This is a genomic window from Leifsonia sp. CL147, from assembly GCF_900114565.1.
Classification (GTDB): Bacteria; Actinomycetota; Actinomycetes; order Actinomycetales; family Microbacteriaceae; genus Leifsonia.
Genome location: NZ_FOTM01000007.1, coordinates 100,224 through 120,913, shown reverse-complemented (window position 1 = coordinate 120,913; position 20,690 = coordinate 100,224). Strand labels below are relative to the sequence as shown.

The 20,690-nt window shown below is 69.6% G+C and carries 20 protein-coding genes; 18 read left to right on the top strand and 2 right to left on the bottom strand.

What is annotated here, in order from left to right; all coding sequences use genetic code 11:
* Positions 1-23: 23 nt before the first annotated feature.
* Positions 24-590, bottom strand: coding sequence for a SadB/YajI family lipoprotein (locus BM287_RS08485; protein ID WP_244528070.1), 567 nt, complete (start codon positions 588-590; stop codon positions 24-26).
* 5 nt (positions 591-595) lie between these two features.
* Entirely contained in the window at positions 596-2,581 is a 1,986-nt protein-coding gene (locus BM287_RS17810) for an alpha/beta hydrolase (protein WP_244528068.1), read from the bottom strand.
* Between the two features lie 304 nt (positions 2,582-2,885).
* On the opposite strand from BM287_RS17810, the gene aroC reads away from it, so the two are divergent.
* The 18 genes from aroC (at position 2,886) to BM287_RS08390 (ending at position 20,624) form a co-directional block, all read left to right on the top strand.
* A complete protein-coding gene (gene aroC, locus BM287_RS08475; protein ID WP_090037942.1) occupies positions 2,886-4,094 on the top strand; it encodes a chorismate synthase in 1,209 nt (402 codons plus the stop codon).
* 64 nt (positions 4,095-4,158) lie between these two features.
* Positions 4,159-4,683: a shikimate kinase gene (locus BM287_RS08470; RefSeq protein ID WP_244528066.1), complete on the top strand. Its 525-nt coding sequence runs from the start codon at positions 4,159-4,161 to the stop codon at positions 4,681-4,683.
* Entirely contained in the window at positions 4,680-5,759 is a 1,080-nt protein-coding gene (aroB, locus tag BM287_RS08465) for a 3-dehydroquinate synthase (RefSeq protein ID WP_090037946.1), read from the top strand. Before BM287_RS08470 ends, aroB begins: the two co-directional genes overlap by 4 nt.
* Entirely contained in the window at positions 5,759-6,148 is a 390-nt protein-coding gene (locus tag BM287_RS08460) for a hypothetical protein (protein WP_244528064.1), read from the top strand. Before aroB ends, BM287_RS08460 begins: the two co-directional genes overlap by 1 nt.
* Positions 6,149-6,153: 5 nt before the next feature.
* A complete protein-coding gene (locus tag BM287_RS08455; RefSeq protein WP_090038334.1) occupies positions 6,154-6,591 on the top strand; it encodes a type II 3-dehydroquinate dehydratase in 438 nt (145 codons plus the stop codon).
* Between the two features lie 117 nt (positions 6,592-6,708).
* Entirely contained in the window at positions 6,709-7,272 is a 564-nt protein-coding gene (gene efp, locus BM287_RS08450) for an elongation factor P (RefSeq protein WP_090037949.1), read from the top strand.
* A complete protein-coding gene (nusB, locus tag BM287_RS08445) occupies positions 7,273-7,689 on the top strand; it encodes a transcription antitermination factor NusB (protein WP_090037952.1) in 417 nt (138 codons plus the stop codon).
* Positions 7,686-8,417: a DsbA family protein gene (locus BM287_RS08440; protein WP_090037955.1), complete on the top strand. Its 732-nt coding sequence runs from the start codon at positions 7,686-7,688 to the stop codon at positions 8,415-8,417. Before nusB ends, BM287_RS08440 begins: the two co-directional genes overlap by 4 nt.
* 713 nt (positions 8,418-9,130) lie before the next feature.
* On the top strand, positions 9,131-9,715 hold the full coding sequence (gene pyrR / locus BM287_RS08435; protein WP_090037960.1) for a bifunctional pyr operon transcriptional regulator/uracil phosphoribosyltransferase PyrR: 585 nt from the start codon (positions 9,131-9,133) through the stop codon (positions 9,713-9,715).
* Positions 9,712-10,686 (top strand): aspartate carbamoyltransferase catalytic subunit, encoded by a 975-nt coding sequence (locus tag BM287_RS08430; protein ID WP_090037965.1) that lies wholly within the window; start codon positions 9,712-9,714, stop codon positions 10,684-10,686. Before pyrR ends, BM287_RS08430 begins: the two co-directional genes overlap by 4 nt.
* Positions 10,687-10,688: 2 nt before the next feature.
* Entirely contained in the window at positions 10,689-12,002 is a 1,314-nt protein-coding gene (locus BM287_RS08425) for a dihydroorotase (protein WP_090037971.1), read from the top strand.
* Positions 11,995-12,567: a PH-like domain-containing protein gene (locus BM287_RS08420; protein ID WP_244528062.1), complete on the top strand. Its 573-nt coding sequence runs from the start codon at positions 11,995-11,997 to the stop codon at positions 12,565-12,567. The genes BM287_RS08425 and BM287_RS08420 overlap by 8 nt, the downstream gene beginning before the upstream one ends.
* Before the next feature lies 1 nt (position 12,568).
* Complete coding sequence (gene carA / locus BM287_RS08415; RefSeq protein ID WP_170857478.1) at positions 12,569-13,726, top strand: glutamine-hydrolyzing carbamoyl-phosphate synthase small subunit; 1,158 nt, start codon at positions 12,569-12,571, stop codon at positions 13,724-13,726.
* On the top strand, positions 13,726-17,013 hold the full coding sequence (gene carB, locus BM287_RS08410; RefSeq protein WP_090037980.1) for a carbamoyl-phosphate synthase large subunit: 3,288 nt from the start codon (positions 13,726-13,728) through the stop codon (positions 17,011-17,013). The genes carA and carB overlap by 1 nt, the downstream gene beginning before the upstream one ends.
* Entirely contained in the window at positions 17,010-17,873 is an 864-nt protein-coding gene (gene pyrF / locus BM287_RS08405) for an orotidine-5'-phosphate decarboxylase (RefSeq protein WP_090037984.1), read from the top strand. Before carB ends, pyrF begins: the two co-directional genes overlap by 4 nt.
* Positions 17,866-18,828 (top strand): guanylate kinase, encoded by a 963-nt coding sequence (gene gmk / locus BM287_RS08400; RefSeq protein ID WP_090038341.1) that lies wholly within the window; start codon positions 17,866-17,868, stop codon positions 18,826-18,828. The genes pyrF and gmk overlap by 8 nt, the downstream gene beginning before the upstream one ends.
* 106 nt (positions 18,829-18,934) lie before the next feature.
* Positions 18,935-19,195 carry a DNA-directed RNA polymerase subunit omega gene (rpoZ, locus tag BM287_RS08395; RefSeq protein ID WP_090037987.1) on the top strand — a complete coding sequence of 87 codons (261 nt, stop codon included), beginning with the start codon at positions 18,935-18,937 and terminating at the stop codon, positions 19,193-19,195.
* A gap of 88 nt (positions 19,196-19,283) precedes the next feature.
* Positions 19,284-20,624 (top strand): bifunctional phosphopantothenoylcysteine decarboxylase/phosphopantothenate synthase, encoded by a 1,341-nt coding sequence (locus BM287_RS08390; RefSeq protein WP_090037991.1) that lies wholly within the window; start codon positions 19,284-19,286, stop codon positions 20,622-20,624.
* The last annotated feature ends 66 nt before the right edge of the window (positions 20,625-20,690 follow it).

Below are 20,690 nucleotides of genomic sequence, written 5' to 3'. Positions count from 1 at the left end.
TGTGGGGCACAGTCGAATCACCGTCACCAGTTCTTCGGGAGTACCGGGTCGTCCGGGTCGATCGGAGCGCACCGGCTGTAACCGGAGAAGTCGGAGTAGTTCTCACCGATGGTGAAGACGATCGCGAAGCCGTCTTCACGGACCCCGGTGAGATAGGGCGGGTAAGACACGACTTTCCGTGGCGGGTAGATCTTGTTGTCCTCGATCACCTTCGTCGGGAACCCGTAGTCGGTCAACATCTTCGCCACCCGCTCCGCCGTCTCCTCGGGGCTGAATTTGGTCGGACCCTTGTACTGGTTGGCGATGTTCCAGGTCTCCGACTGGGTGCCGTCGGCGTAGTCACCACACGCGGTCTGCCAGTTCATCGTGTCTGGTTTCGGCCAGGTGTCGGCGACCAGGGCGGCGGCCTCGTCGTAGAGGCGCTGGATCTCGTGTTGCACCGCGGCGCGGTCGGCTTTGTCGTCGTCTTCCACCTGCTGGATCTCCTTCGCGGTCTTGGGTTGTGGTGCGCACCCGGTCAGGGTTGCTGTGGCAACCAGCGCGGTCAGCGCCACGATACGCACCACAGCCCGCCGACGCTGCCTCGACATCGCTGTCATCGTCCCGAGCCAAACGGGGTCGGGAACGGGCCTGGTTGCGGCTGCGGCACCGTCCATCGGTCCAGTGGGGTGCCGCCGACGGGGACCTCCTGCCCACGCCCCATCGTCGCCATCGCTGTGCTGTACTGGGCAGAGGTGAGGTTGTCGAGGTAGCTGTAGGAGCCGGAGTCATTCGACCCGTCTCCGAACGGCCCGTGCTTGGTGATCCCCTTCAGCGCCTGACCGTCGAGGCTGGTGTTCTCGGCACTGAACGGGTGCGCACCGAAGCCCGAGCTGGTGGGATCGGTCCGGCCGGAACCGAACTGTCCGAGCCCGGCCCATTCGTCGCGTACGCCCTGCGCCGCGTACACTTCCCCGCCCGGCACGTGCAACGCAGCTGCAGACGGGATGCTGCCGGAGATGCCCGCCGAGCCGAGCAGCACGACATGTCCAGCCGACACCCCTTCGCGCGCCAGGGCGAGGGTGGCGACGTCGGTCCCGTACGAGTGCGCCACAACCGAGAGCCCGTCCGCGTTCGCCGGCCAGTCCTTCACCGCCGTCAGCCCTCGCAGGGTGTTCCCGAGCCGCTCCGCGCCGGCCTTGGCGAGATCGTCATGGAAGACGCCCCACGCATCCAGGCCACTGGGCGGGTCGTAGTCCAGCCACGACAGCACCGCGATCTTGCTCGGATCGACACCAGACGCACGCCATTGCTGCTGCCGCATGTCCTTTGCAGCCACACCGTACTGTCCGATGTCGTCGGCGGTGGTCCCCATCCCGGGTACTAAGACGCTGATGTGTTCGGCGGTCTCGAGCAGACCGGTGCTGATGGCGACTTTGATGTGTTCGCCGGGCTTGTAGACATAGAGCTCATGCGGTGGGTCGCCGGCCGGACCCTTACCGTAAGCCTTGTTGATCCTAGAGAGTGTGTCGGCCAGCTTCTGCGCCTCGGCGAGACGGTTCAGGGCCAGTCGGCGAACCCCCTCGAACGGCGAGGTGAGCTCGGGGTCCGCCTTGGCGTTCTTGAGGCACTTCTTCGCCTCGGCCAAGTCGGCGACCAAGCATGCAAAGTTGGCGTCGGAACGCACGCGCGGGGGAACACCGTCGAGGTTGCCGACCAGCTTCGGGGCTGCTTTCGCCCACTCCTTGCGCTGCGTCGCGTCGAGCTTCTTCCACCAGGCAGCAGTCTTCTCCGGTGCCGGCGGGTGGTCCCAGAACCTCTGAAGCAGTTCGGGATGCGCTGCAAGCATCATGCTCAGTTGCGACGGGGACACAGCTTTCAGGAGCGACAGCAGTTCCGCGGGCGTCGCCGACGTCCAGTCCTTCGACGACTCCAGCCCGGCCAGGAAGCCGAGAGCGCTCATCCGCGCTGCCGAAGCGCCGTGCCCAGCCGCCGCACTACCGGGGGCGAGTTGCTTCAGCAGGGCAACAGTCTCCGCCATGGCGGCAGCGAGGTTTTCGAGACCATCGGCGAACAGGCCTGTGGTCCCTTCCGCAAAGGCGTGGAGTGCTTCCAGCCTGTCTTCCAGATCGCGAACGTCGTTCTCGAGCTGGTTCAGCACCAGCTCCAGTTGAGAGTTCTTCGTCTCGAGGGCTTCACCCAATCCGGGTACGGTCGTCGCGGAGGTCAATACAGATCTGTTGACTTCGATCTGGTGTTCGGTCGCGTCCCGCTGCTTCTTCGTCGCGGTGAGCTGGGTGTTCAGCTCATCCTCTTTCAGGACGCCGAACCGGCTGACCTTCGCGTCTTCCATCGCAAAAGTGCCCAGGTCATCCTGAACGGAGTCGATCTCGCTCTTCGTCCGCAGAATGCAGGGCGCAATGATCTGAACGAACAACGCCTCGACCGCGGAATACCCTTTCCCCGACAGTTCTCCTGTGGCCAGGCCGGCAATGAGACGGTCGGAGGCGCTCGCCAACTTCTCCAGCACCGCAGACCCCGCGGTGAGATTGGCCGAGAGTGCAGTCTTCACACTGTTCGAGTCGCCCGAGTCGTAGTTCATGCCCACGCTGTATTCGCTTTCTCTGTTCGCGGTTGACGCCAGGCCGCTTCACTCTGGACCCTGCTCCTGCCGGGATCCGTCGTGCGAACCTAACGGGTCGTCTCCGTGGCTCCCAACTCACGACGCGGACCGGAAGGCTGGGCACTTCGTCCGCGACGGTGCGGAGATCGCTCACAACGGCGGTTTGTCGCGCTCGGAGGCACCGGATCGACGTCCCGCAATTGAGGTCGACTTCAGGACGAACGAGGGGAGAGCCAGCGCCTGCCCGCCCGGAGCTCGCGTGGCGCTATGCCAGAATCGAAGAATGCTTCGTTGGCTCACCGCCGGGGAATCCCACGGCCCCGAACTCATTGCCGTCCTGGAGGGTCTTCCCGCCGGGGTCCCGGTGTCGCTCGACGCGATCCGCGCCGATCTGGCGCGCCGCAAGCTCGGCTACGGCCGCGGGGCCCGGATGAAGTTCGAGCAGGATGCGCTGGAGATCTCCGGCGGCGTCCGGCACGGCCTGAGCCTCGGCAGCCCGATCGCGCTGCGCATCGGCAACACCGAGTGGCCGAAGTGGGTGGATGTGATGAGCCCCGAGCCGGTCGACCCCGCTGTGCTGCAGTCCGGACGTGGGGCGGCGTTGACGCGCCCGCGCCCGGGGCACGCCGACCTCGTCGGGATGCAGAAGTACGGCTTCGACGAGGCTCGCCCGATCCTCGAGCGGGCGAGCGCCCGGGAGACCGCCGCCCGGGTCTCGCTCGGCGCCATCGCCAAGTCGTTCCTCGACGAGCTGGGCATCACCCTCGTCAGTCACACGCTCTCCATCGGCCCGGTCCGGGTCCCCGAGGACGCGCCGCTGCCGACGCCCGCCGACGTGGACACGCTCGACGGCGATCCGCTGCGGTGCTTCGACCCGGCCACCTCCGAGCGGATGGTGGAGGAGGTGGATGCCGCCCATAAGGACGGCGACACGCTCGGCGGTGTCGTCGAGGTCCTCGCATACGGCCTCCCGCCGGGCCTCGGCTCGCACGTCCACTGGGACCGCAAGCTGGATGCGCAGCTCGCCGCCGCCCTGATGGGCATCCAGGCGATCAAGGGCGTCGAGGTCGGCGACGGCTTCCTGACCACCACCCGGCGCGGCTCGCAGGCCCACGACGAACTGCTCGCCGAGGACGGCGCCATCGTCCGCACCAGTGACAAGGCGGGCGGAACCGAGGGCGGCATGAGCACCGGTGGCGTGCTGCGGGTCCGGGCCGGGATGAAGCCGATCGCGACCATCCCGCATGCCCTCCGCACTGTGGATGTGGCGACCAGTGAGGCGGCTCCGGCCCACCACCAGCGCTCCGACGTCTGTGCCGTTCCCGCCGCCGGCGTGGTGGCGGAGGCGATGGTGGCGCTCGTGCTGGCGAACGCCGTGCTGGAGAAGTTCGGCGGCGACTCGATCGCCGAGACGGCCCGCAACCTGCGCGGCTATCTGGACGCCATCCCGCAGAACCTCACCACTGAGCGCCTCAGTTCCCCGTATGCCTGAAGGGCTCCGTGTGCCTGAGGATCACCCTGTACCTGAGGAGCGCCCTGTACCTGAGGAGCACGCTGTGCCTGACGGACCTCGGCTCCCGGACGGGCAGACCATCGCCCTGATCGGGCCGCCGGCGGCCGGGAAGTCCCGCGTCGGCAAGCGGCTCGCCGCGCTGCTGGACCTGCCGTTCGTCGACACCGACGCCCTGGTGGTCGCCGGCAACGGACCGATCCCCGACATCTTCGCCACCCACGGCGAGGCGTACTTCCGGCAGCTGGAGCGGGTCGCCGTGGCGGGGGCGCTCCGGCAGCCCGGCGTCGTGTCGCTCGGCGGGGGAGCGGTCCTCGATCCGCAGACGCAGGCCGACCTCGCCGATACGCGCGTGATCCTGCTGACCGTGCGCCCGGAAGCCATCGCGAAACGGATCTCGACCGGCAAGCGCCCGCTCATCACGGATCTGGAGTCGTGGAAGCGCCTCGTCGCGCAGCGCAGCGACCTCTACCACTCGCTCGCCGACTACACGGCCGACACCTCGTCGCGGTCCATCGACGCCATCGTCGAGGAGATCGCGGCGTGGGTGCAGACGGAAGGACACGAATGACCGACGCACCCACCGAGATCCTGGTCTCCGGAACACGGCCCTATCCGGTGGTCGTCGGGCGGGGCCTGCGCCTCGACCTCGACGCCCACCTGGGAAACGGGGTGAACAAGATCCTCGTCGTGCACCCGCCGACCCTGGGCGCGGCCGCGGCGGAACTGCGCGAGTCGCTGCTCGGCCGGTACGAGGTGCTGCTCGCGGAGGTGCCGGATGCGGAGGCCGCCAAGCGGGTCGAGGTCGCCTCGTTCCTCTGGGGAATCATGGGCCAGGCGGACTTCACCCGTTCGGACGCCGTGATCGGCTTCGGGGGTGGCGCGGTCACCGACCTCGCCGGCTTCGTCGCGGCGACGTGGCTGCGCGGCGTGAAGCTCATCCAGGTGCCGACGACGCTGCTCGGGATGGTGGATGCGGCCGTCGGCGGCAAGACCGGCATCAACACGGCAGAGGGCAAGAATCTGGTCGGCGCCTTCTACGCGCCCGCGGCGGTGATCTGCGACCTGGACACGCTCACGTCGCTGCCGCGGAACGAGATCCTCGCGGGCTTCGCCGAGGTCGTGAAGTACGGCTTCATCGCCGAGCCCGAGATCCTCGACATCATCGAGACCGATGTCGAGAGAGCGACGGACCCGGAGACGCCCGAGTTCCGTCGGCTGGTGGAGCTCTCGATCGGCATCAAGGCCCGGGTGGTGAGAGAGGACTTCACCGAGCAGGGCCTGCGCGAGATCCTGAACTACGGCCATACGCTGGGGCACGCCATCGAGCACGCCGAGCGCTACCAGTGGCGGCACGGCGCCGCCGTCTCGGTCGGCATGGTGTTCGCGGCGGAACTCGCCCGCCTCAGCGGCCGCCTGAGCGACGAGGTGGTCGACCGGCACCGGCGGATCCTGGAGTCGCTCACCCTGCCGGTGTCGTATCCGCTCGGCCGCTGGCAGACGCTGCTCGCGGCGATGCAGCGCGACAAGAAGGCGCGCGGCAGCCTGCTGCGCTTCATCGTGCTCGACGACGTCGCCCGTCCGACCATCCTGGCCGGCCCGGACCAGAGCCTGCTCTTCGCCGCCTACCAGGAGATCGGCTCCTGATGCCGAAGTCCGTCGCCGAGAAGCTGCTCGTCAAGCCGGGGGATGCGGTCAGCGTCGCCGGCGCGACCGTGGCGGAGCGTGCTCTCCTGGACCCTCTTCCCGAGGGGACGACGGAAGCCCCCGCCGCTGAGGCGGCCGTGGCCGTGTCCTTCGTGCGGACCACCGCCGAGCTGCTGGATCGCTTCGGTTCCGAGCTGCCGCTGCTCGCCGCCGCCCGAGCGGTGTGGTTCCTCTATCCGAAGGCCGGCCGGGCGGATGTCAACCGCGACGTCATCATCCGCGAGTCCGGCGCGTTCGGCTGGCGCCCGATCAGCAACGTGTCGGTGGACGATGTGTGGTCGGCCGTGCGCGTCCGTCCACTGGCCGAGGGCGAGGCCCCGGTAGGGTGAACCGCATGACCAGCGTCCTCGTGCTCAACGGACCCAACCTCGGCCGCCTCGGAACGCGCGAGCCCGACGTCTACGGCTCCGCGACTCTCGAGGACCTGCGCGCCGTGCTCCAGGAGGACGCAGCGGGCGACACCATCGACCTGCGCCAGACCGACGACGAGGGGCAGCTGCTGCGCTGGCTGCATGAGGCGGCGGACTCGGGGGATCCCGTCATCCTGAACGCGGGCGCCTGGACGCACTACTCCTACGCGCTGCGGGATGCGGTGTCCCTGGTGACGTCGTCGGGCGGCACGGTCATCGAGGTGCATCTGTCGAATCCGCACGCCCGGGAGGAGTTCCGGCACACGAGTGTGATCACGGCCGTCTCGACCGGTGTGATCGCCGGGTTCGGGTTCGAGTCGTACCGGCTGGCGCTGGCGTTCATTCGCCGAAACCGGCCCTGACGTCTAGAATCTTGTGGGGCCGCCGCGCGCGGCCCGCTGTGGGCCGCCCGGAGCGAGCGCGGCATCGCGAGCGCGGCATCCACCCGAATCTTTTCCACGAACGAACGGAACATCCTCTTGGCCTCAACCGCTGACATCAAGAACGGCGTCGTCCTCAGCATCGACGGGCAGCTCTGGAGCGTGATCGAGTTCCAGCATGTCAAGCCGGGCAAGGGCGGCGCGTTCGTCCGCACGAAGCTGAAGAACGTGACCACCGGCAAGACGGTGGACCGCACGTACAACGCCGGCGCCAAGATCGACATCACCAACGTCGACCGCCGCGAGTACCAGTACCTCTACCAGGACGGCGCCGACTTCGTCTTCATGGACACGTCCGACTACGACCAGCTCACCATTCCGGGCCCCGTCGTCGCCGATGCCGCCAACTTCATGCTCGAGAACCAGAACGTGACGGTCGCGCTGCACGAGGGCCTGCCGCTCTACGTGGAGCTCCCGGCGTCCGTCGTGCTCGAGATCACGTACACCGAGCCCGGCCTGCAGGGCGACCGCTCCACTGGCGGCACGAAGCCCGCGACCGTGGAGACCGGCTACCAGATCCAGGTCCCCCTGTTCCTGGAGACCGGCACGAAGGTCAAGGTCGACACCCGCACGGGCGACTACCTCGGCCGCGTCAACGACTAGATGAGCGCTCGGACCAAGGCGCGCAAGCGCGCGCTGGACGTGCTGTACAGCGCGGACCTGCGCCAGACACCCTTCCGTCAGGCTCTGGCGACGGAAGCCGAGCGCGCCGCGAACGAGCCCGCGCGTGAGGCCTCCTGGCTGTACGCCCGCGAGATCCTCGACGGCGTGATCGAGCACCAGGACGAGATCGACGAGCTGATCGAGACGTACGCCCAGGGGTGGACGCTCGCGCGCATGCCGGCTGTCGACCGCGCCATCCTGCGCATCGGCGTCTGGGAGGTGCTGTTCAACGACGAGATCCCCGAGGGCGTCGCCATCTCGGAGGCGGTCGAGGCCGCGACCGTGCTGTCGACGGACGACTCCGCCGGGTTCGTGAACGGGCTCCTGGCGAAGATCGCGCAGAGCAGGACGGTATGAGCCTGCGGGGCCGCATCGACGGGCGCATGCGCCGGACGGCGACGGCTCTGGTCCTCGCCCTCGGCGTCGTCTTCGCCGTCGCGGGATGCTCGCTGCTGGGTGGCGCATCCAACGTGCCGGTCGCGACGGACAAGCCGCCGACCGGCACCGATGGTGCCGTCGACTTCGACGGCGGATTCATCGCGGTCGGGAACGGCGCCAAGAAGGTCGACCTCTGGTTCGATGCGATGTGCCCGGTATGCGGGGCGTTCGAGAAGGCGAACGGGGCGACGCTGGCGAACGCCGTGGACGACGGCTCGATCACGCTGCGCCTGCACCCCTTGACCTTCCTGGACGCCGCATCGAACGGCACCGGGTACTCCACGCGGGCGGCCGCCGCGTTGACGTGCGTCGCGGTGAGCGACCGGAACAGCATCCTGCCGTTCTATCAGGCGCTCTTCGTCGACCAGCCCGAGGAGAACTCCACCGGGCTCACCGACAAGCAGCTCGTCGCTCGCGCCACCGAAGCGGGCGCGCCCGACATCGCGGGATGCCTCGGCAACAGCGGCCACTACCAGGCGTGGGCGCAGGGCAACACCGCGAATTCGCAGAAGGGCCCGATCGTGGTCGACGGCCGGAAGGCGCTCGACACGATCACCGGAACCCCGACCGTCCTCGTCGACGGCAAGCAGTATCCCGGAAGCGTGACCGACGCGAAGGCGTTCCGGTCGTTCCTCGCCGTCCACTGACCGCTCCCGCCCACAGCGACATTCGTGACGAATGTGCGCTTGGCGGCGTCGGGAGGTGACATTCGTGACGAATGTGGACTTGGCGGCGGTGGGAGGTGACATTCGTGACGAATGTGCACGTGGCGGCGGCGGGAGGCGACATTCGTGACGAATGTGCGCTTGGCGGCGTCGGGAGGCGACATTCGTGACGAATGTGCACGTGGCGGCGGTGGGAGGTGACATTCGTGACGAATGTGCGCGTGGCGGCGGTGGGAGGTGACATTCGTGACGAATGTGGACTTGGCGGCGGCGGGAGGTGACATTCGTGACGAATGTGCGCGTGGAGGCTGCTGGAGGTGACATTCGTGACGAATGTGCGCTTGGAGGCGTCGGGAGGTGACATTCGTCACGAATGTGCACTTGGAGGCTGCTGGAGGCGACATTCGTGACGAATGTGCGCTTGGCGGCGGTGGGAGGTGACATTCGTGACGAATGTGGACTTGGCGGCGGTGGGAGGTGACATTCGTGACGAATGTGGACTTGGCGGCGGCGGGAGGCGACATTCGTGACGAATGTGCACGCGGTGGCGGCGGCGGGAGGCGGCATTCGTGACGAATGTGCACGCGGCAGCCGCTGCGGGAGGCGACATTCGTGACGAATGTCGGCCGCCTGGTAGGGTGGGCGACGTAGACATCCTTTAAGAGCCGTCCTGTGAGGCGGGGAAGGAGGTCGGCATGACAGCACGCACCGTGCTGCAACAGGCTGACATCGCCCGGGCGCTGACTCGGATCTCCCACGAGATCCTGGAGTCCAACCGGGGAACGGATGGGCTGGTCATCCTCGGGATCCCGACCCGCGGCGTCGTGCTCGCGCGACGGATCGCCGAGAACATCCAGCGGATCGAGCCCGCGGCGATCGCCTCGCCGGCCGACATCGTCGGCGCGCTCGATGTGACCATGTACCGCGACGACCTCTCGCGGCATCCCACCCGCACACCGCAGCCGACTTCGGTTCCCGGTCCCATCGACGGGAAGACGGTGGTGCTGGTGGATGACGTGCTCTTCTCGGGACGCACCATCCGCGCCGCTCTGGATGCGGTCGGCGACCTCGGGCGGCCCCGGGCGGTGCGCCTCGCGGTACTGGTCGACCGGGGCCACCGCGAGTTGCCGATCCGGGCGGACTTCGTCGGCAAGAACCTGCCGTCGGCGGCTTCGGAGCGCATCTTCGTCCGGCTGAGCGAGGTGGACGGCGAGGAGTCGGTCACCATCGAGGAGTCGCCCGAGGAGTCGCGCGCCGAGAGCCAGGGGACTGACGCATGAGGCACCTGCTGTCGACGCGCGATCTGGCGCGCGAGGACGCGATCCAGTTGCTCGATGTGGCCGAGGACATGGCGGACGTCCAGGAGCGCGAGGTCAAGAAGCTCCCCACCCTGCGCGGCAAGACGGTCGTGAACCTGTTCTTCGAGGATTCGACCCGCACCCGCATCTCGTTCGAGGCGGCGGCGAAGCGGCTGTCCGCGGATGTCATCAACTTCTCCGCGAAGGGCTCCAGCGTGTCCAAGGGCGAGAGCCTGAAGGATACGGCACAGACGCTGCAGGCGATGGGCGCGGACGCGGTGGTGATCCGGCACGGGTCCTCCGGCGCGCCCCAGACGCTGGCCGCGAGCGGCTGGATCGAGGCGGGCATCCTGAACGCCGGGGACGGCACCCACGAGCACCCGACGCAGGCGCTGCTCGACGCGTTCACGATGCGCCGGAGGCTGCACGGAACGGCATCGCGCGGGCGGGATCTCGACGGGGTGAGCGTCGCGATCGTCGGCGACATCCTCCATTCGCGGGTCGCCCGCTCCAACGTGTGGCTGCTGCGCACCCTCGGGGCTCACGTGACGCTCGTCGCGCCTCCGACGCTGCTGCCGGTGGACCTGTCCGGCTGGCCGGCCGGGGTCGGCTACGACCTCGACGCCGCGATCGCCGGCGGGCCGGACGTCGTGATGATGCTGCGCATCCAGGCCGAGCGGATGAACGCGGCGTTCTTCCCGAACACCCGCGAATACACGCGGCGCTGGGGGCTGGACGAGGAACGGCTCGGCCGGTTGAAGGCCGATAGCATTGTGATGCACCCGGGACCGATGAACCGCGGGCTGGAGATCTCGGCCGCGGCCGCGGATTCCCCGCGCTCGACGGTCCGGGAGCAGGTCGCGAACGGTGTCTCCGTCCGGATGGCAGCGCTGTACCTGCTGCTGTCGGGTGGCGGTCCGCAGCAGGTGGTTCAGTCAGCAGGTGTGAGGTGAGCATGGGACAGAGATTCCTGATCGGCGGCGCGACCCTGGCCGACGGCACGCGAGCCGATCTGCTGATCGACGGCGGCCGCATCGTCGAGACCGGGTCCGGTCTGAGCGCGGACGGCGCGACGAGGATCGACGCGGACGGGCTGCTCGCCCTTCCCGGTCTGGTCGACCTCCATACGCATCTGCGCGAGCCCGGCTACGAGCAGAGCGAGACGGTCCTGACCGGAACGCGCGCCGCGGCGGCCGGAGGCTTCACCGCCGTCTTCGCGATGGCGAACACGTCGCCGGTGGCCGACACGGCCGGTGTCGTCGAGCAGGTGCTGAGCCTGGGGGAGGCCGCCGGGTACGCGACCGTCCGCCCGATCGGCGCGGTCACCGTGGGGCTGGAGGGCGAGCGGCTCGCCGAGCTCGGCGCGATGGCCGAGTCGCGTGCGCGCGTCCGGGTCTTCTCGGATGACGGCAAGTGCGTCTCGGATCCGCTGCTGATGCGGCGGGCGCTGGAGTACGTCAAGGCGTTCGACGGCGTGATCGCCCAGCACGCGCAGGAGCCGCGGCTGACGCAGGGCGCGCAGATGAACGAGGGCGCGCTCTCCGGCGAACTGGGACTGGCCGGCTGGCCCGCCGTCGCCGAGGAGTCGATCATCGCCCGGGACGTCCTCCTGGCCGAGCACGTCGGCTCCCGCCTGCACGTGTGCCACGTCTCGACGGCGGGAAGCGTGGATGTGATCCGCTGGGCGAAGGCGCGCGGCATCGACGTGACCGCCGAGGTGACGCCGCATCACCTGGCGCTCACGGAGGAGCTGGCCTCGGGCTACGACGCCCGCTACAAGGTCAACCCGCCGCTGCGGCGCCGGGAGGATGTGGATGCGCTCCGTGCGGGACTCGCGGACGGCACCATCGACATCGTCGCGACGGACCACGCACCGCATCCGGTCGAGTCGAAGGACTGCGAGTGGGATGCCGCCGCGTTCGGCATGGTCGGGCTGGAGACCGCGCTCTCCGTCGTGCAGGCGTCGGTGGTCGACAACGGGATGCTGGACTGGTCGGGCATCGCCCGCGTCCTCTCCGCGACGCCCGCCCGGATCGGGCGGCTGGAGGGCCACGGCGGTCCGCTGACGGCCGGCGCTCCCGCCAACCTCTTCCTCTACGACCCGACGGCCTCCCGCACGTTCGCGGCGTCCGAACTCGCCGGCAAGGGCGTCAACTCGCCCTACCTCGGGCTGACGCTGCCCGGACGCGTGACCGCCACCTTCCACCAGGGACGGCCCACGGTTCTCGACGGCGCCGTGGTCGACGCCGAGGCGGTGGCGCGTGGATAGGGTGCTCCCGACTCTGGCCATCGTCGCGGTGGTCGTCATCGTCATCGCCCTCGCGGTCGTCGGCTGGCGCCGGCGGGTCCGGCGCGACAGCGCCTCCGGCGGCGGATACTCGACACCCGGGACGCTGAGCGCACCGACGGCGGAGGCCGACGTCCTGTACGTGGCGACGACGAGGGCGGGCCAGCACCTGGAGCGCCTCGCGCTGCCCGGGCTCGCCTTCCGCGGCGCCGCGACCGTCACCGTGCGGCCCGAGGGCCTCGCGATCGCGGTCACCGGCGAGAGCCCGGTCTTCGTGCCCGCCGCGGTCATCTCGGGTACCGGCGCCGCGAGCGTCGCCATCGACCGTGCCGTGGAGCGCGACGGACTGCTCCGCGTCGGCTGGACCACCACCGGCGGCACCGCCGCCGACAGCTACTTCCGGGTCGTCGACCCGGCCGGCCGCGCGCAGCTCGCCGCGGCCATCCAGAACATCGTCCCCGGCGCGGATGCCGCTGATCCAGCGGAGCCCGAGCGCACGACGGACGCTGACACGAACGGGCATCGCCCGAACGACAAGGAGGTGTGACGTGCTCGCTGCAGAACCTGCGGTGCTCGTCCTCGAAGACGGAAAACGGTACGTCGGCCGGGCCTACGGCGCCCGCGGGCGCACGCTCGGCGAGGCGGTGTTCGCGACGGGGATGACCGGATACCAGGAGACCCTCACCGACCCGTCCTACGCCGGTCAGATCGTCCTCATGACCGCGCCGCACATCGGCAACACGGGCACGAACGACGAGGACATGGAGTCCCGGCGGATCTGGGTCGCCGGCTACGTCGTCCGTGAGCCCAGCCGGGTCGTGTCCAATTTCCGCGCCCAGCGGAGCCTCGACGACGACCTCGTCGGGCAGGGCGTCGTCGGGATCAGCGGCATCGACACGCGCGCCGTGACCCGTCACATCCGCTCGGCAGGCGCCATGCGCTCCGGGATCTTCTCGGGCGCCGACTTCGACCTCAGCGACAGCGAGCAGCTGGACCTGGTGCTCGCCGGCGCGCCCATGAAGGGACGCAACCTGTCGGCCGAGGTCTCGACCGTCGAGCCGTACACGGTCCCGGCCGTCGGCGAGAAGGTCGGCTCCGTCGCCGTTCTCGACCTCGGCGTGAAGAAGTCGACGCTGGACAACCTGGCGTCGCGCGGCCTCGACGTGCACGTGCTGCCGCAGCAGGTCACCGCTCAGGATGTGCTCGACCTGGGCGTCTCGGCGCTGTTCTTCTCGAACGGCCCCGGTGACCCGGAGGCCTCCGACAAGCATGTCGCGCTGCTCCAGGAGACGCTGCGCGCCGGACTCCCGTACTTCGGCATCTGCTTCGGCAACCAGCTGCTCGGTCGCGCGCTGGGCCTCGACACCTACAAGCTGCCGTTCGGCCACCGCGGGATCAATCAGCCCGTGCTCGACAAGCGCACCGGCAAGGTCGAGATCACCGCGCAGAACCACGGCTTCGCCGTCCGCGCGCCGATCGACGCGACGTTCGACTCGCCCGCCGGCTTCGGCCGCGTCGAGGTGAGCCACTTCTCCCTCAACGACGATGTCGTGGAGGGGCTGAACTGCCTCGACCTCAACGCGTTCAGCGTCCAGTACCACCCGGAGGCGGCCGCCGGGCCGCACGACGCCAACTACCTCTTCGACCGGTTCCTGGACATGATCCACGCTGTTTCGACCACCCAGAACGACCAGGAGAACGACTGATGCCCAAACGCGACGACATCAACTCCGTCCTCGTCATCGGCTCCGGGCCCATCGTCATCGGCCAGGCGGTCGAGTTCGACTACTCGGGCACCCAGGCGTGCCGGGTGCTGAAGGCGGAGGGCGTCCGCGTCATCCTCGTCAACTCCAACCCGGCGACGATCATGACCGACCCGGACTTCGCCGACGCCACCTACGTCGAGCCGATCACCTGGCAGGTCATCGAGACGATCATCGCCAAGGAGCGGCCGGACGCCATCCTGCCGACCCTCGGCGGCCAGACCGCGCTCAACGCGGCCATGCAGCTGCACGAGCACGGCATCCTCGAGAAGTACGGCGTGGAGCTGATCGGCGCGAAGTTCGAGGCGATCCAGAAGGGCGAGGACCGCCAGATCTTCAAGGAGCTCGTCGTCGAGGCGGGCGCCGAGGTGGCGCGCTCCCACATCGCGCACACCGTGGAGGAGGCGCTCGAGTTCGCCGAAGACCTCGGCTACCCGCTCGTCGTGCGCCCGTCGTTCACCATGGGCGGCCTCGGTTCCGGTTTCGCGTACACGCCGGAGCAGCTGCGGCGGATCGCCGGGGACGGCATCCACCAGAGCCCGACCAGCGAGGTGCTCCTGGAGGAGTCGATCCTCGGCTGGAAGGAGTACGAGCTCGAGCTCATGCGCGACACCGCTGACAACACGGTCGTCGTCTGCTCGATCGAGAACGTCGACCCGGTCGGTGTGCACACCGGCGACTCGATCACGGTCGCGCCGGCACTGACCCTGACCGACCGCGAGTACCAGAAGCTGCGCGACATCGGCATCGACATCATCCGCGCCGTCGGCGTCGACACCGGAGGCTGCAACATCCAGTTCGCCGTGAACCCGGAGAACGGCCGGATCATCGTCATCGAGATGAACCCGCGCGTCTCCCGCTCGTCGGCGCTCGCGTCGAAGGCGACGGGCTTCCCGATCGCCAAGATCGCCGCGAAGCTGGCCATCGGCTACCGGCTGGACGAGATCCCGAACGACATCACCAAGGTGACGCCGGCGAGCTTCGAGCCCACGCTCGACTACGTCGTCGTGAAGGTGCCGCGGTTCGCGTTCGAGAAGTTCCCGGCCGCCGACCCCACGCTGACGACCACCATGAAGTCGGTGGGCGAGGCGATGGCGATCGGCCGCTCGTTCGCCAGCGCGCTCCAGAAGGCCCTGCGCTCGCTCGAGAAGCGCGGCTCCTCGTTCCACTGGGGGCCGCAGTCGCGGACCGTGGAGGAGTTGCTCGCGTCGATCGCCACGCCGACCGATGGCCGCATCGTGGATGTGCAGCAGGCGCTCCGCCTCGGCGCGACGGCCGAGCAGGTGTTCGAGGCGACCAAGATCGACCCCTGGTTCATCGACCAGATCGTTCTGATCAACGAGGTCGCCGAGCAGATCCGCACTGCTCCGACGCTCGACACCGACACGGTCCGGTTCGCCAAGGACAACGGCTTCTCCGACGCCCAGATCGGCGAGCTGCGCGGCTTCGGCGAGGCCGACGTTCGCGAGGTGCGTCACATCCTCGGTGTCCGGCCGGTGTTCAAGACCGTGGACACGTGCGCGGGGGAGTTCCCGGCGCTCACGCCCTACCACTACTCCAGCTACGACCTGGAGACCGAGGTGGAGCCGAGCGACAAGCGCAAGGTCGTTATCCTGGGCTCCGGCCCGAACCGCATCGGGCAGGGCGTCGAGTTCGACTACTCGTGCGTGCACGCGTCCTTCGCGCTGCACGACGCCGGCTACGAGACCATCATGATCAACTGCAACCCGGAGACGGTGTCGACCGACTACGACACCAGCGACCGGCTGTACTTCGAGCCGCTGACGCTGGAGGACGTGCTGGAGGTCATCCACGCGGAGTCGCAGTCCGGCGAGCTCGTCGGCGTGGTCGTGCAGCTCGGCGGGCAGACCGCCCTCGGGCTCGCGAAGGGCCTCGAAGCGGCGGGGGTGCCGATCCTCGGCACCACGCCCGACGCGATCGACCTGGCGGAGGAGCGCGGGCTGTTCTCGGGCATCCTCGACGCCGCCGGGCTCGTGGCGCCGCGCAACGGCATGGCCGTCGACTACCCGTCCGCCGCCCACGTCGCCGAGCAGATCGGCTACCCGGTGCTGGTGCGCCCGAGCTTCGTGCTCGGCGGCCGCGGGATGGAGATCGTCTACGACAACGCCTCGCTCGCGGACTACTTCGAGCGGGTCGCCGGCCAGGGCATCGTGGGGCCGTCGCATCCCCTCCTTGTGGATCGCTTCCTGGATGACGCGATCGAGATCGACGTCGACGCGCTGTTCGACGGCGAGCGGCTCTACATCGGCGGCGTGATGGAGCACATCGAGGAGGCCGGCGTCCACTCCGGCGACTCGTCGTGCACCCTCCCGCCGATCACCCTGGGCCGCCGCGAGATCGACCGGGTGCGCGACGCGACCCGGAAGATCGCCGAGGGGATCGGCGTGCGCGGTCTGCTGAACGTGCAGTTCGCGATCGGCGCCGGTGTGCTCTATGTCCTGGAGGCGAACCCGCGTGCGTCGCGGACGGTTCCGTTCGTGTCGAAGGCGCTGGGCATCCCGCTGGCGAAGGCGGCCTCGCGGATCATGGTCGGCGAGACGATCGCGGACCTGGTCGCCGAGGGCCTGCTTCCCGAGGACGACGGCTCGCTGATCCCGATGGACTCCCCGGTCGCCGTGAAGGAGGCCGTGCTGCCGTTCAAGCGGTTCCGCACCGCCGAGGGCACCGTGGTGGATTCGGTCCTCGGTCCCGAGATGCGCTCCACCGGCGAGGTGATGGGCATCGACAAGGACTTCCCGACCGCGTTCGCGAAGAGCCAGTCGGCCGCCTACGGCGGGATGCCGCTGACCGGAACGGTCTTCGTCTCCGTGTCGGACCGCGACAAGCGCGCCATGGTGCTGCCGGTGCTGCGCCTGCACCAGCTGGGCTTCGAGATCGTGGCGACGGAGGGCACCGCCGAGGTGCTCAACCGCAACGGCATCGGAGCACGGGTGGTGCGCAAGCACAGCGAGGCGCAGGAGACCGGCGGCGACTCGATCGTCGATATCATCAACCGGTCCGAGGTGGATGTGGTGATCAACACTCCGAGCGGGCGCTCGGCGCGTGCCGACGGCTACGAGATCCGCGCGGCGGCCGTGGCGGCGGACAAGCCGCTGTTCACGACCATCGCCGAGCTGAGCGCCGCCGTCGCGTCGCTGGACGCCATCCGCGAAGGCTTCGATGTGAAGTCGCTGCAGGAGTACGCGCTGGACCGGGCCGCCCGCGCATGACGGCGTTCGGCGAGCGGCTCGCCCGGGTGTTCGACGAGCAGGGCCGGCTGTGCGTGGGCATCGACCCGCACGCCCACCTGCTCGAGGCCTGGGGTCTGCCCATGACCGCCGACGGCGTCCGTTCGTTCGGCCTGACCGTGGTGGATGCCGTGGCCGGCCGGGCCGGGATCGTCAAGCCGCAGGTGGCCTTCTTCGAGCGCTTCGGCGCGGCCGGCTATGCGGCTCTGGAGGAGGTCCTGTCCGCCGCGCGCGCCGCGGGCCTGCTGGTGATCGCGGACGCGAAGCGCGGCGACATCGGCACGAGCGTGACCGCGTACGCCGAGGCGTGGCTGTCGCCGGGGTCGCCGCTGGAGGCCGACGCGATGACCGTCTCGCCGTTCCTGGGCGTCGGATCGCTGGCGGACACGATCACGCTGGCACAGAGCGCCGGCAAGGGCCTGTTCGTGCTGGCCGCCACCTCCAACCCGGAGGCCGCGGACGTGCAGCAGGCGGTCGTGAAGTCGGGTCCGCGGGCCGGACGGTCCGTGGCTCGTGCGATCATCGAAGACGTGGATGCGATCAATCAGCAGGAGGCAGGCGCGCCCTACGGTTCGGTCGGGCTGGTGCTCGGAGCGACGGTCCGGCTCGCCGACTACGGGATCGACGTCGCGACGGCGGGGGAGCGGACCCCGGCCCTTCCGGTGCTCGCGCCCGGTTTCGGCCACCAGGGCGCCCGCGTCGAGGACACGGGCCGCTTGTTCGGCTCGCTCGCGACCGGAGTGATCGTCAGCGAGTCGCGCGGGCTGCTCGGCGCAGGCCCGAAGGCGCTCGCGGGAGCCGTGGAACGGCGCACCGAGGAGGTGCGTGCGGCGCATGGCTGAAGCTGTCGCGCATCCCGAAGGACCGGGCTCGCAGACCCCGCGCGCCGAACGCCCGGCGCCGCCCGAGGTCGATCGCCGGGCCGCGTCCGAGGCTGCTGTTGCGGCCCGGCGCGCGCGTGCAGCGGTGAAGGCGTCCATCGCCTCCCGGGAGGTGTCGCCCCTCACGGTGCTCGATCACGCGACGGCCGACGCGGACGGGGTCGAGGGCCGCCTGCGCGTGACCGAGTTCCTGCTCAGCGTCCCGGCCATCGGGCAGACCAAGATGCAGGAAGCGCTGGACCGTCTGGGCATCTCGCCGGCGAAACGCCTGGGCGGGCTCGGCCGGCACCAGCGGCTCCGCCTCCGGCAGTTCCTGATCGAGCGCGAGAACCGCACCGAGCGGGCCCGCAACCGCCTGATCGTGCTGGCCGGGCCCACCGCCGTCGGCAAGGGCACCGTGTCCTCGTACATCCGCAAGAACTACCCCGACGTACTGCTCTCGGTGTCCGCGACCACGCGCGCGCCGCGGCCGGGCGAGGTCGACGGGGTCAACTACTACTTCGTCGACGACGCCGAGTTCGACCGGATGGTCGCGGCCGGAGAGCTGCTGGAGCACGCGACCGTCCACAATGCGTACCGCTACGGCACTCCGCGTGCGCCGATCGAGAGGGCGCTGGCCGCCGGCCGCAGCGTCCTGCTGGAGATCGACCTGCAGGGGGCGCGCCAGGTACGGGAGTCGATGCCGGAGGCGCGGCTGATCTTCCTCCTGCCGCCCACGTGGGAGGAACTGGTCCGCCGCCTGATCGGGCGGGGCACCGAGGAAGCGCCCGAGCAGCAGCGCCGCCTCGAGACGGCGAAGGTCGAACTGGCCGCCCAGCACGAGTTCGACTACCGGGTCGTGAATCACGACGTCGCCGAGGCGGCTCGCGAGGTCGTAGACTTGATGAAGGTCCGCCCGGCGCCAGAGCGTCGGTGACGGCCGTCTCCGCGCCGTCGTCGGCGCGCCCACCGTCCCCGGTCGCCTGACGCGGCCGCGCGATCGGCCTCCAGGTCCGAATCGCCCAGAGCAAGGAGCACCCCGCATGGCCACCAGCAACAACGGCATCATCGACCCGCCCATCGACGAGCTGCTGTCCCGCGTCGAGTCCAAGTACGCGCTCGTGATCTTCGCCTCCAAGCGGGCGCGTCAGATCAACGACTACTACGCCGACCTGCACGAGGGCAGCCTGTTCGACAACGTCGGACCGCTCGTCGACTCGTCCGTCGACGACAAGCCGCTCTCGGTGGCGCTGCACGAGATCAACGAGGACAAGCTCGTCGTGAAGCCGATCGCGGCCGAGTAGGACCGCGAAGACCCAGCAGCTACCGCCGCAGGACGACCGCAGCCGGGAGGCCCCCGGCCGAGGAGAGGTGCCGCCGTTGAGCCCACGATTGACCATCGTCGTCGGAGTGACCGGCGGCATCGCGGCGTATAAGGCGGTCGGTGTCGTCCGGGCGCTGGTCCTCGAAGGGCACTCGGTGCACGTCGTGGCGACGGAGGCCGCCCTCCGCTTCGTCGGCCGGCCGACGCTCGAGGCGATCAGCCGCAATCCCGTCGCGACCGACCTGTACGAGGGCGTCGCCGAGGTGCGGCACGTGGCGATCGGGCAGTCCGCCGACCTGATCGTGATCGCGCCGGCGACGGCGAACACCATCGCGAAGCTGGCCGCGGGCCTGGCCGACGACCTCCTCGGCAACACCGTGCTCGCATCCACTGCTCCGCTGGTCATCGCGCCGGCGATGCACACCGAGATGTGGCGGAATCCCGCGACCGTCGCCAACATCGCGACGCTGCGCAGCCGCGGCGTGACCATCGTCGGACCGGCCAGCGGACAGCTGACGGGCGCCGATTCGGGGCCGGGGCGGATGGAGGAGCCGGCCGTCATCGTGCGCGCTGCACTGCGTGCTGCAGGCGCGACGCCGCGCGCGGTCGAGCTGCCGGCCGCTTCACCGGAAGACCTCGCCGCCCAAGGTGCCGGCTCTGCGGATGCCGCCGTGCCGGCGTCCGGGGTCAACGACGTGGTCGTCCTCTCCGAGCGCCGCCGCGCCAACGAGGCGGCACGGCGGCCGCGCGGGGGCGTCGACCTCGCGGGCAAGCGCGTCGTCGTGACCGCGGGAGGGACGCGCGAGCCGCTCGATCCGGTCCGGTTCCTCGGCAACCGCTCCAGCGGCCGGCAGGGCGTCGCCATCGCGAGTGCCGCACAGGCCCGCGGCGCCGACGTCGTCCTCATCGCCGCGCACCTCGAGGTCGAGCCTCCCGAGGGAGTCGAGCTGATCGAGGTCCAGACGGCGCTCGAACTGCAGGAAGCGGTCGAGGAGGCCGCCCGCGCGGCCGACATCGTCGTCATGACGGCGGCCGTGGCCGACTACCGTCCCGTCGAGACACGGGACGCCAAGATCAAGAAGGCCGACCACGGCGACACGTTGACCCTCGAGCTGATCGCGAACCCGGACATCCTCGCTGGCCTCACGTCGCACAAGCGCGAGGGGCAGGTCGTCGTGGGCTTCGCGGCGGAGACCGAACCCGACCCGCAGGCCCTCATCGACCTGGGCCGGACCAAGCTCGCCGCCAAGGGGAGCGACTTCCTCGTGCTCAACCAGGTGGGATGGTCGCAGGGCTTCGCAACGGAGAGCAACGAGGTCGTGGTCCTGCGCAAGGGCGGCGATATAGTGATGGAGGCCTCGGGCAGCAAGCTGTCGGTGGCCGACCGTATCCTCGACGTCATCGCTTAGCGCGGTGGAGTCCGGGGAAGCGCGAAGCGGTTCTGCGACCCCAGCGCCGAGGGAGCGTGCGACCGA

Excerpts from the sequence above, each read along its gene's own strand:
- BM287_RS08485 (WP_244528070.1), bottom strand. The coding sequence starts at position 590 with ATGTCGAGGCAGCGTCGGCGGGCTGTGGTGCGTATCGTGGCGCTGACC.
- BM287_RS17810 (WP_244528068.1), bottom strand. The coding sequence starts at position 2,581 with ATGAACTACGACTCGGGCGACTCGAACAGTGTGAAGACTGCACTCTCG.
- aroC (WP_090037942.1), top strand. The coding sequence starts at position 2,886 with ATGCTTCGTTGGCTCACCGCCGGGGAATCCCACGGCCCCGAACTCATT.
- aroB (WP_090037946.1), top strand. The coding sequence starts at position 4,680 with ATGACCGACGCACCCACCGAGATCCTGGTCTCCGGAACACGGCCCTAT.
- BM287_RS08460 (WP_244528064.1), top strand. The coding sequence starts at position 5,759 with ATGCCGAAGTCCGTCGCCGAGAAGCTGCTCGTCAAGCCGGGGGATGCG.
- BM287_RS08455 (WP_090038334.1), top strand. The coding sequence starts at position 6,154 with ATGACCAGCGTCCTCGTGCTCAACGGACCCAACCTCGGCCGCCTCGGA.
- nusB (WP_090037952.1), top strand. The coding sequence starts at position 7,273 with ATGAGCGCTCGGACCAAGGCGCGCAAGCGCGCGCTGGACGTGCTGTAC.
- BM287_RS08440 (WP_090037955.1), top strand. The coding sequence starts at position 7,686 with ATGAGCCTGCGGGGCCGCATCGACGGGCGCATGCGCCGGACGGCGACG.
- pyrR (WP_090037960.1), top strand. The coding sequence starts at position 9,131 with ATGACAGCACGCACCGTGCTGCAACAGGCTGACATCGCCCGGGCGCTG.
- BM287_RS08430 (WP_090037965.1), top strand. The coding sequence starts at position 9,712 with ATGAGGCACCTGCTGTCGACGCGCGATCTGGCGCGCGAGGACGCGATC.
- BM287_RS08425 (WP_090037971.1), top strand. The coding sequence starts at position 10,689 with ATGGGACAGAGATTCCTGATCGGCGGCGCGACCCTGGCCGACGGCACG.
- carB (WP_090037980.1), top strand. The coding sequence starts at position 13,726 with ATGCCCAAACGCGACGACATCAACTCCGTCCTCGTCATCGGCTCCGGG.
- pyrF (WP_090037984.1), top strand. The coding sequence starts at position 17,010 with ATGACGGCGTTCGGCGAGCGGCTCGCCCGGGTGTTCGACGAGCAGGGC.
- gmk (WP_090038341.1), top strand. The coding sequence starts at position 17,866 with ATGGCTGAAGCTGTCGCGCATCCCGAAGGACCGGGCTCGCAGACCCCG.
- rpoZ (WP_090037987.1), top strand. The coding sequence starts at position 18,935 with ATGGCCACCAGCAACAACGGCATCATCGACCCGCCCATCGACGAGCTG.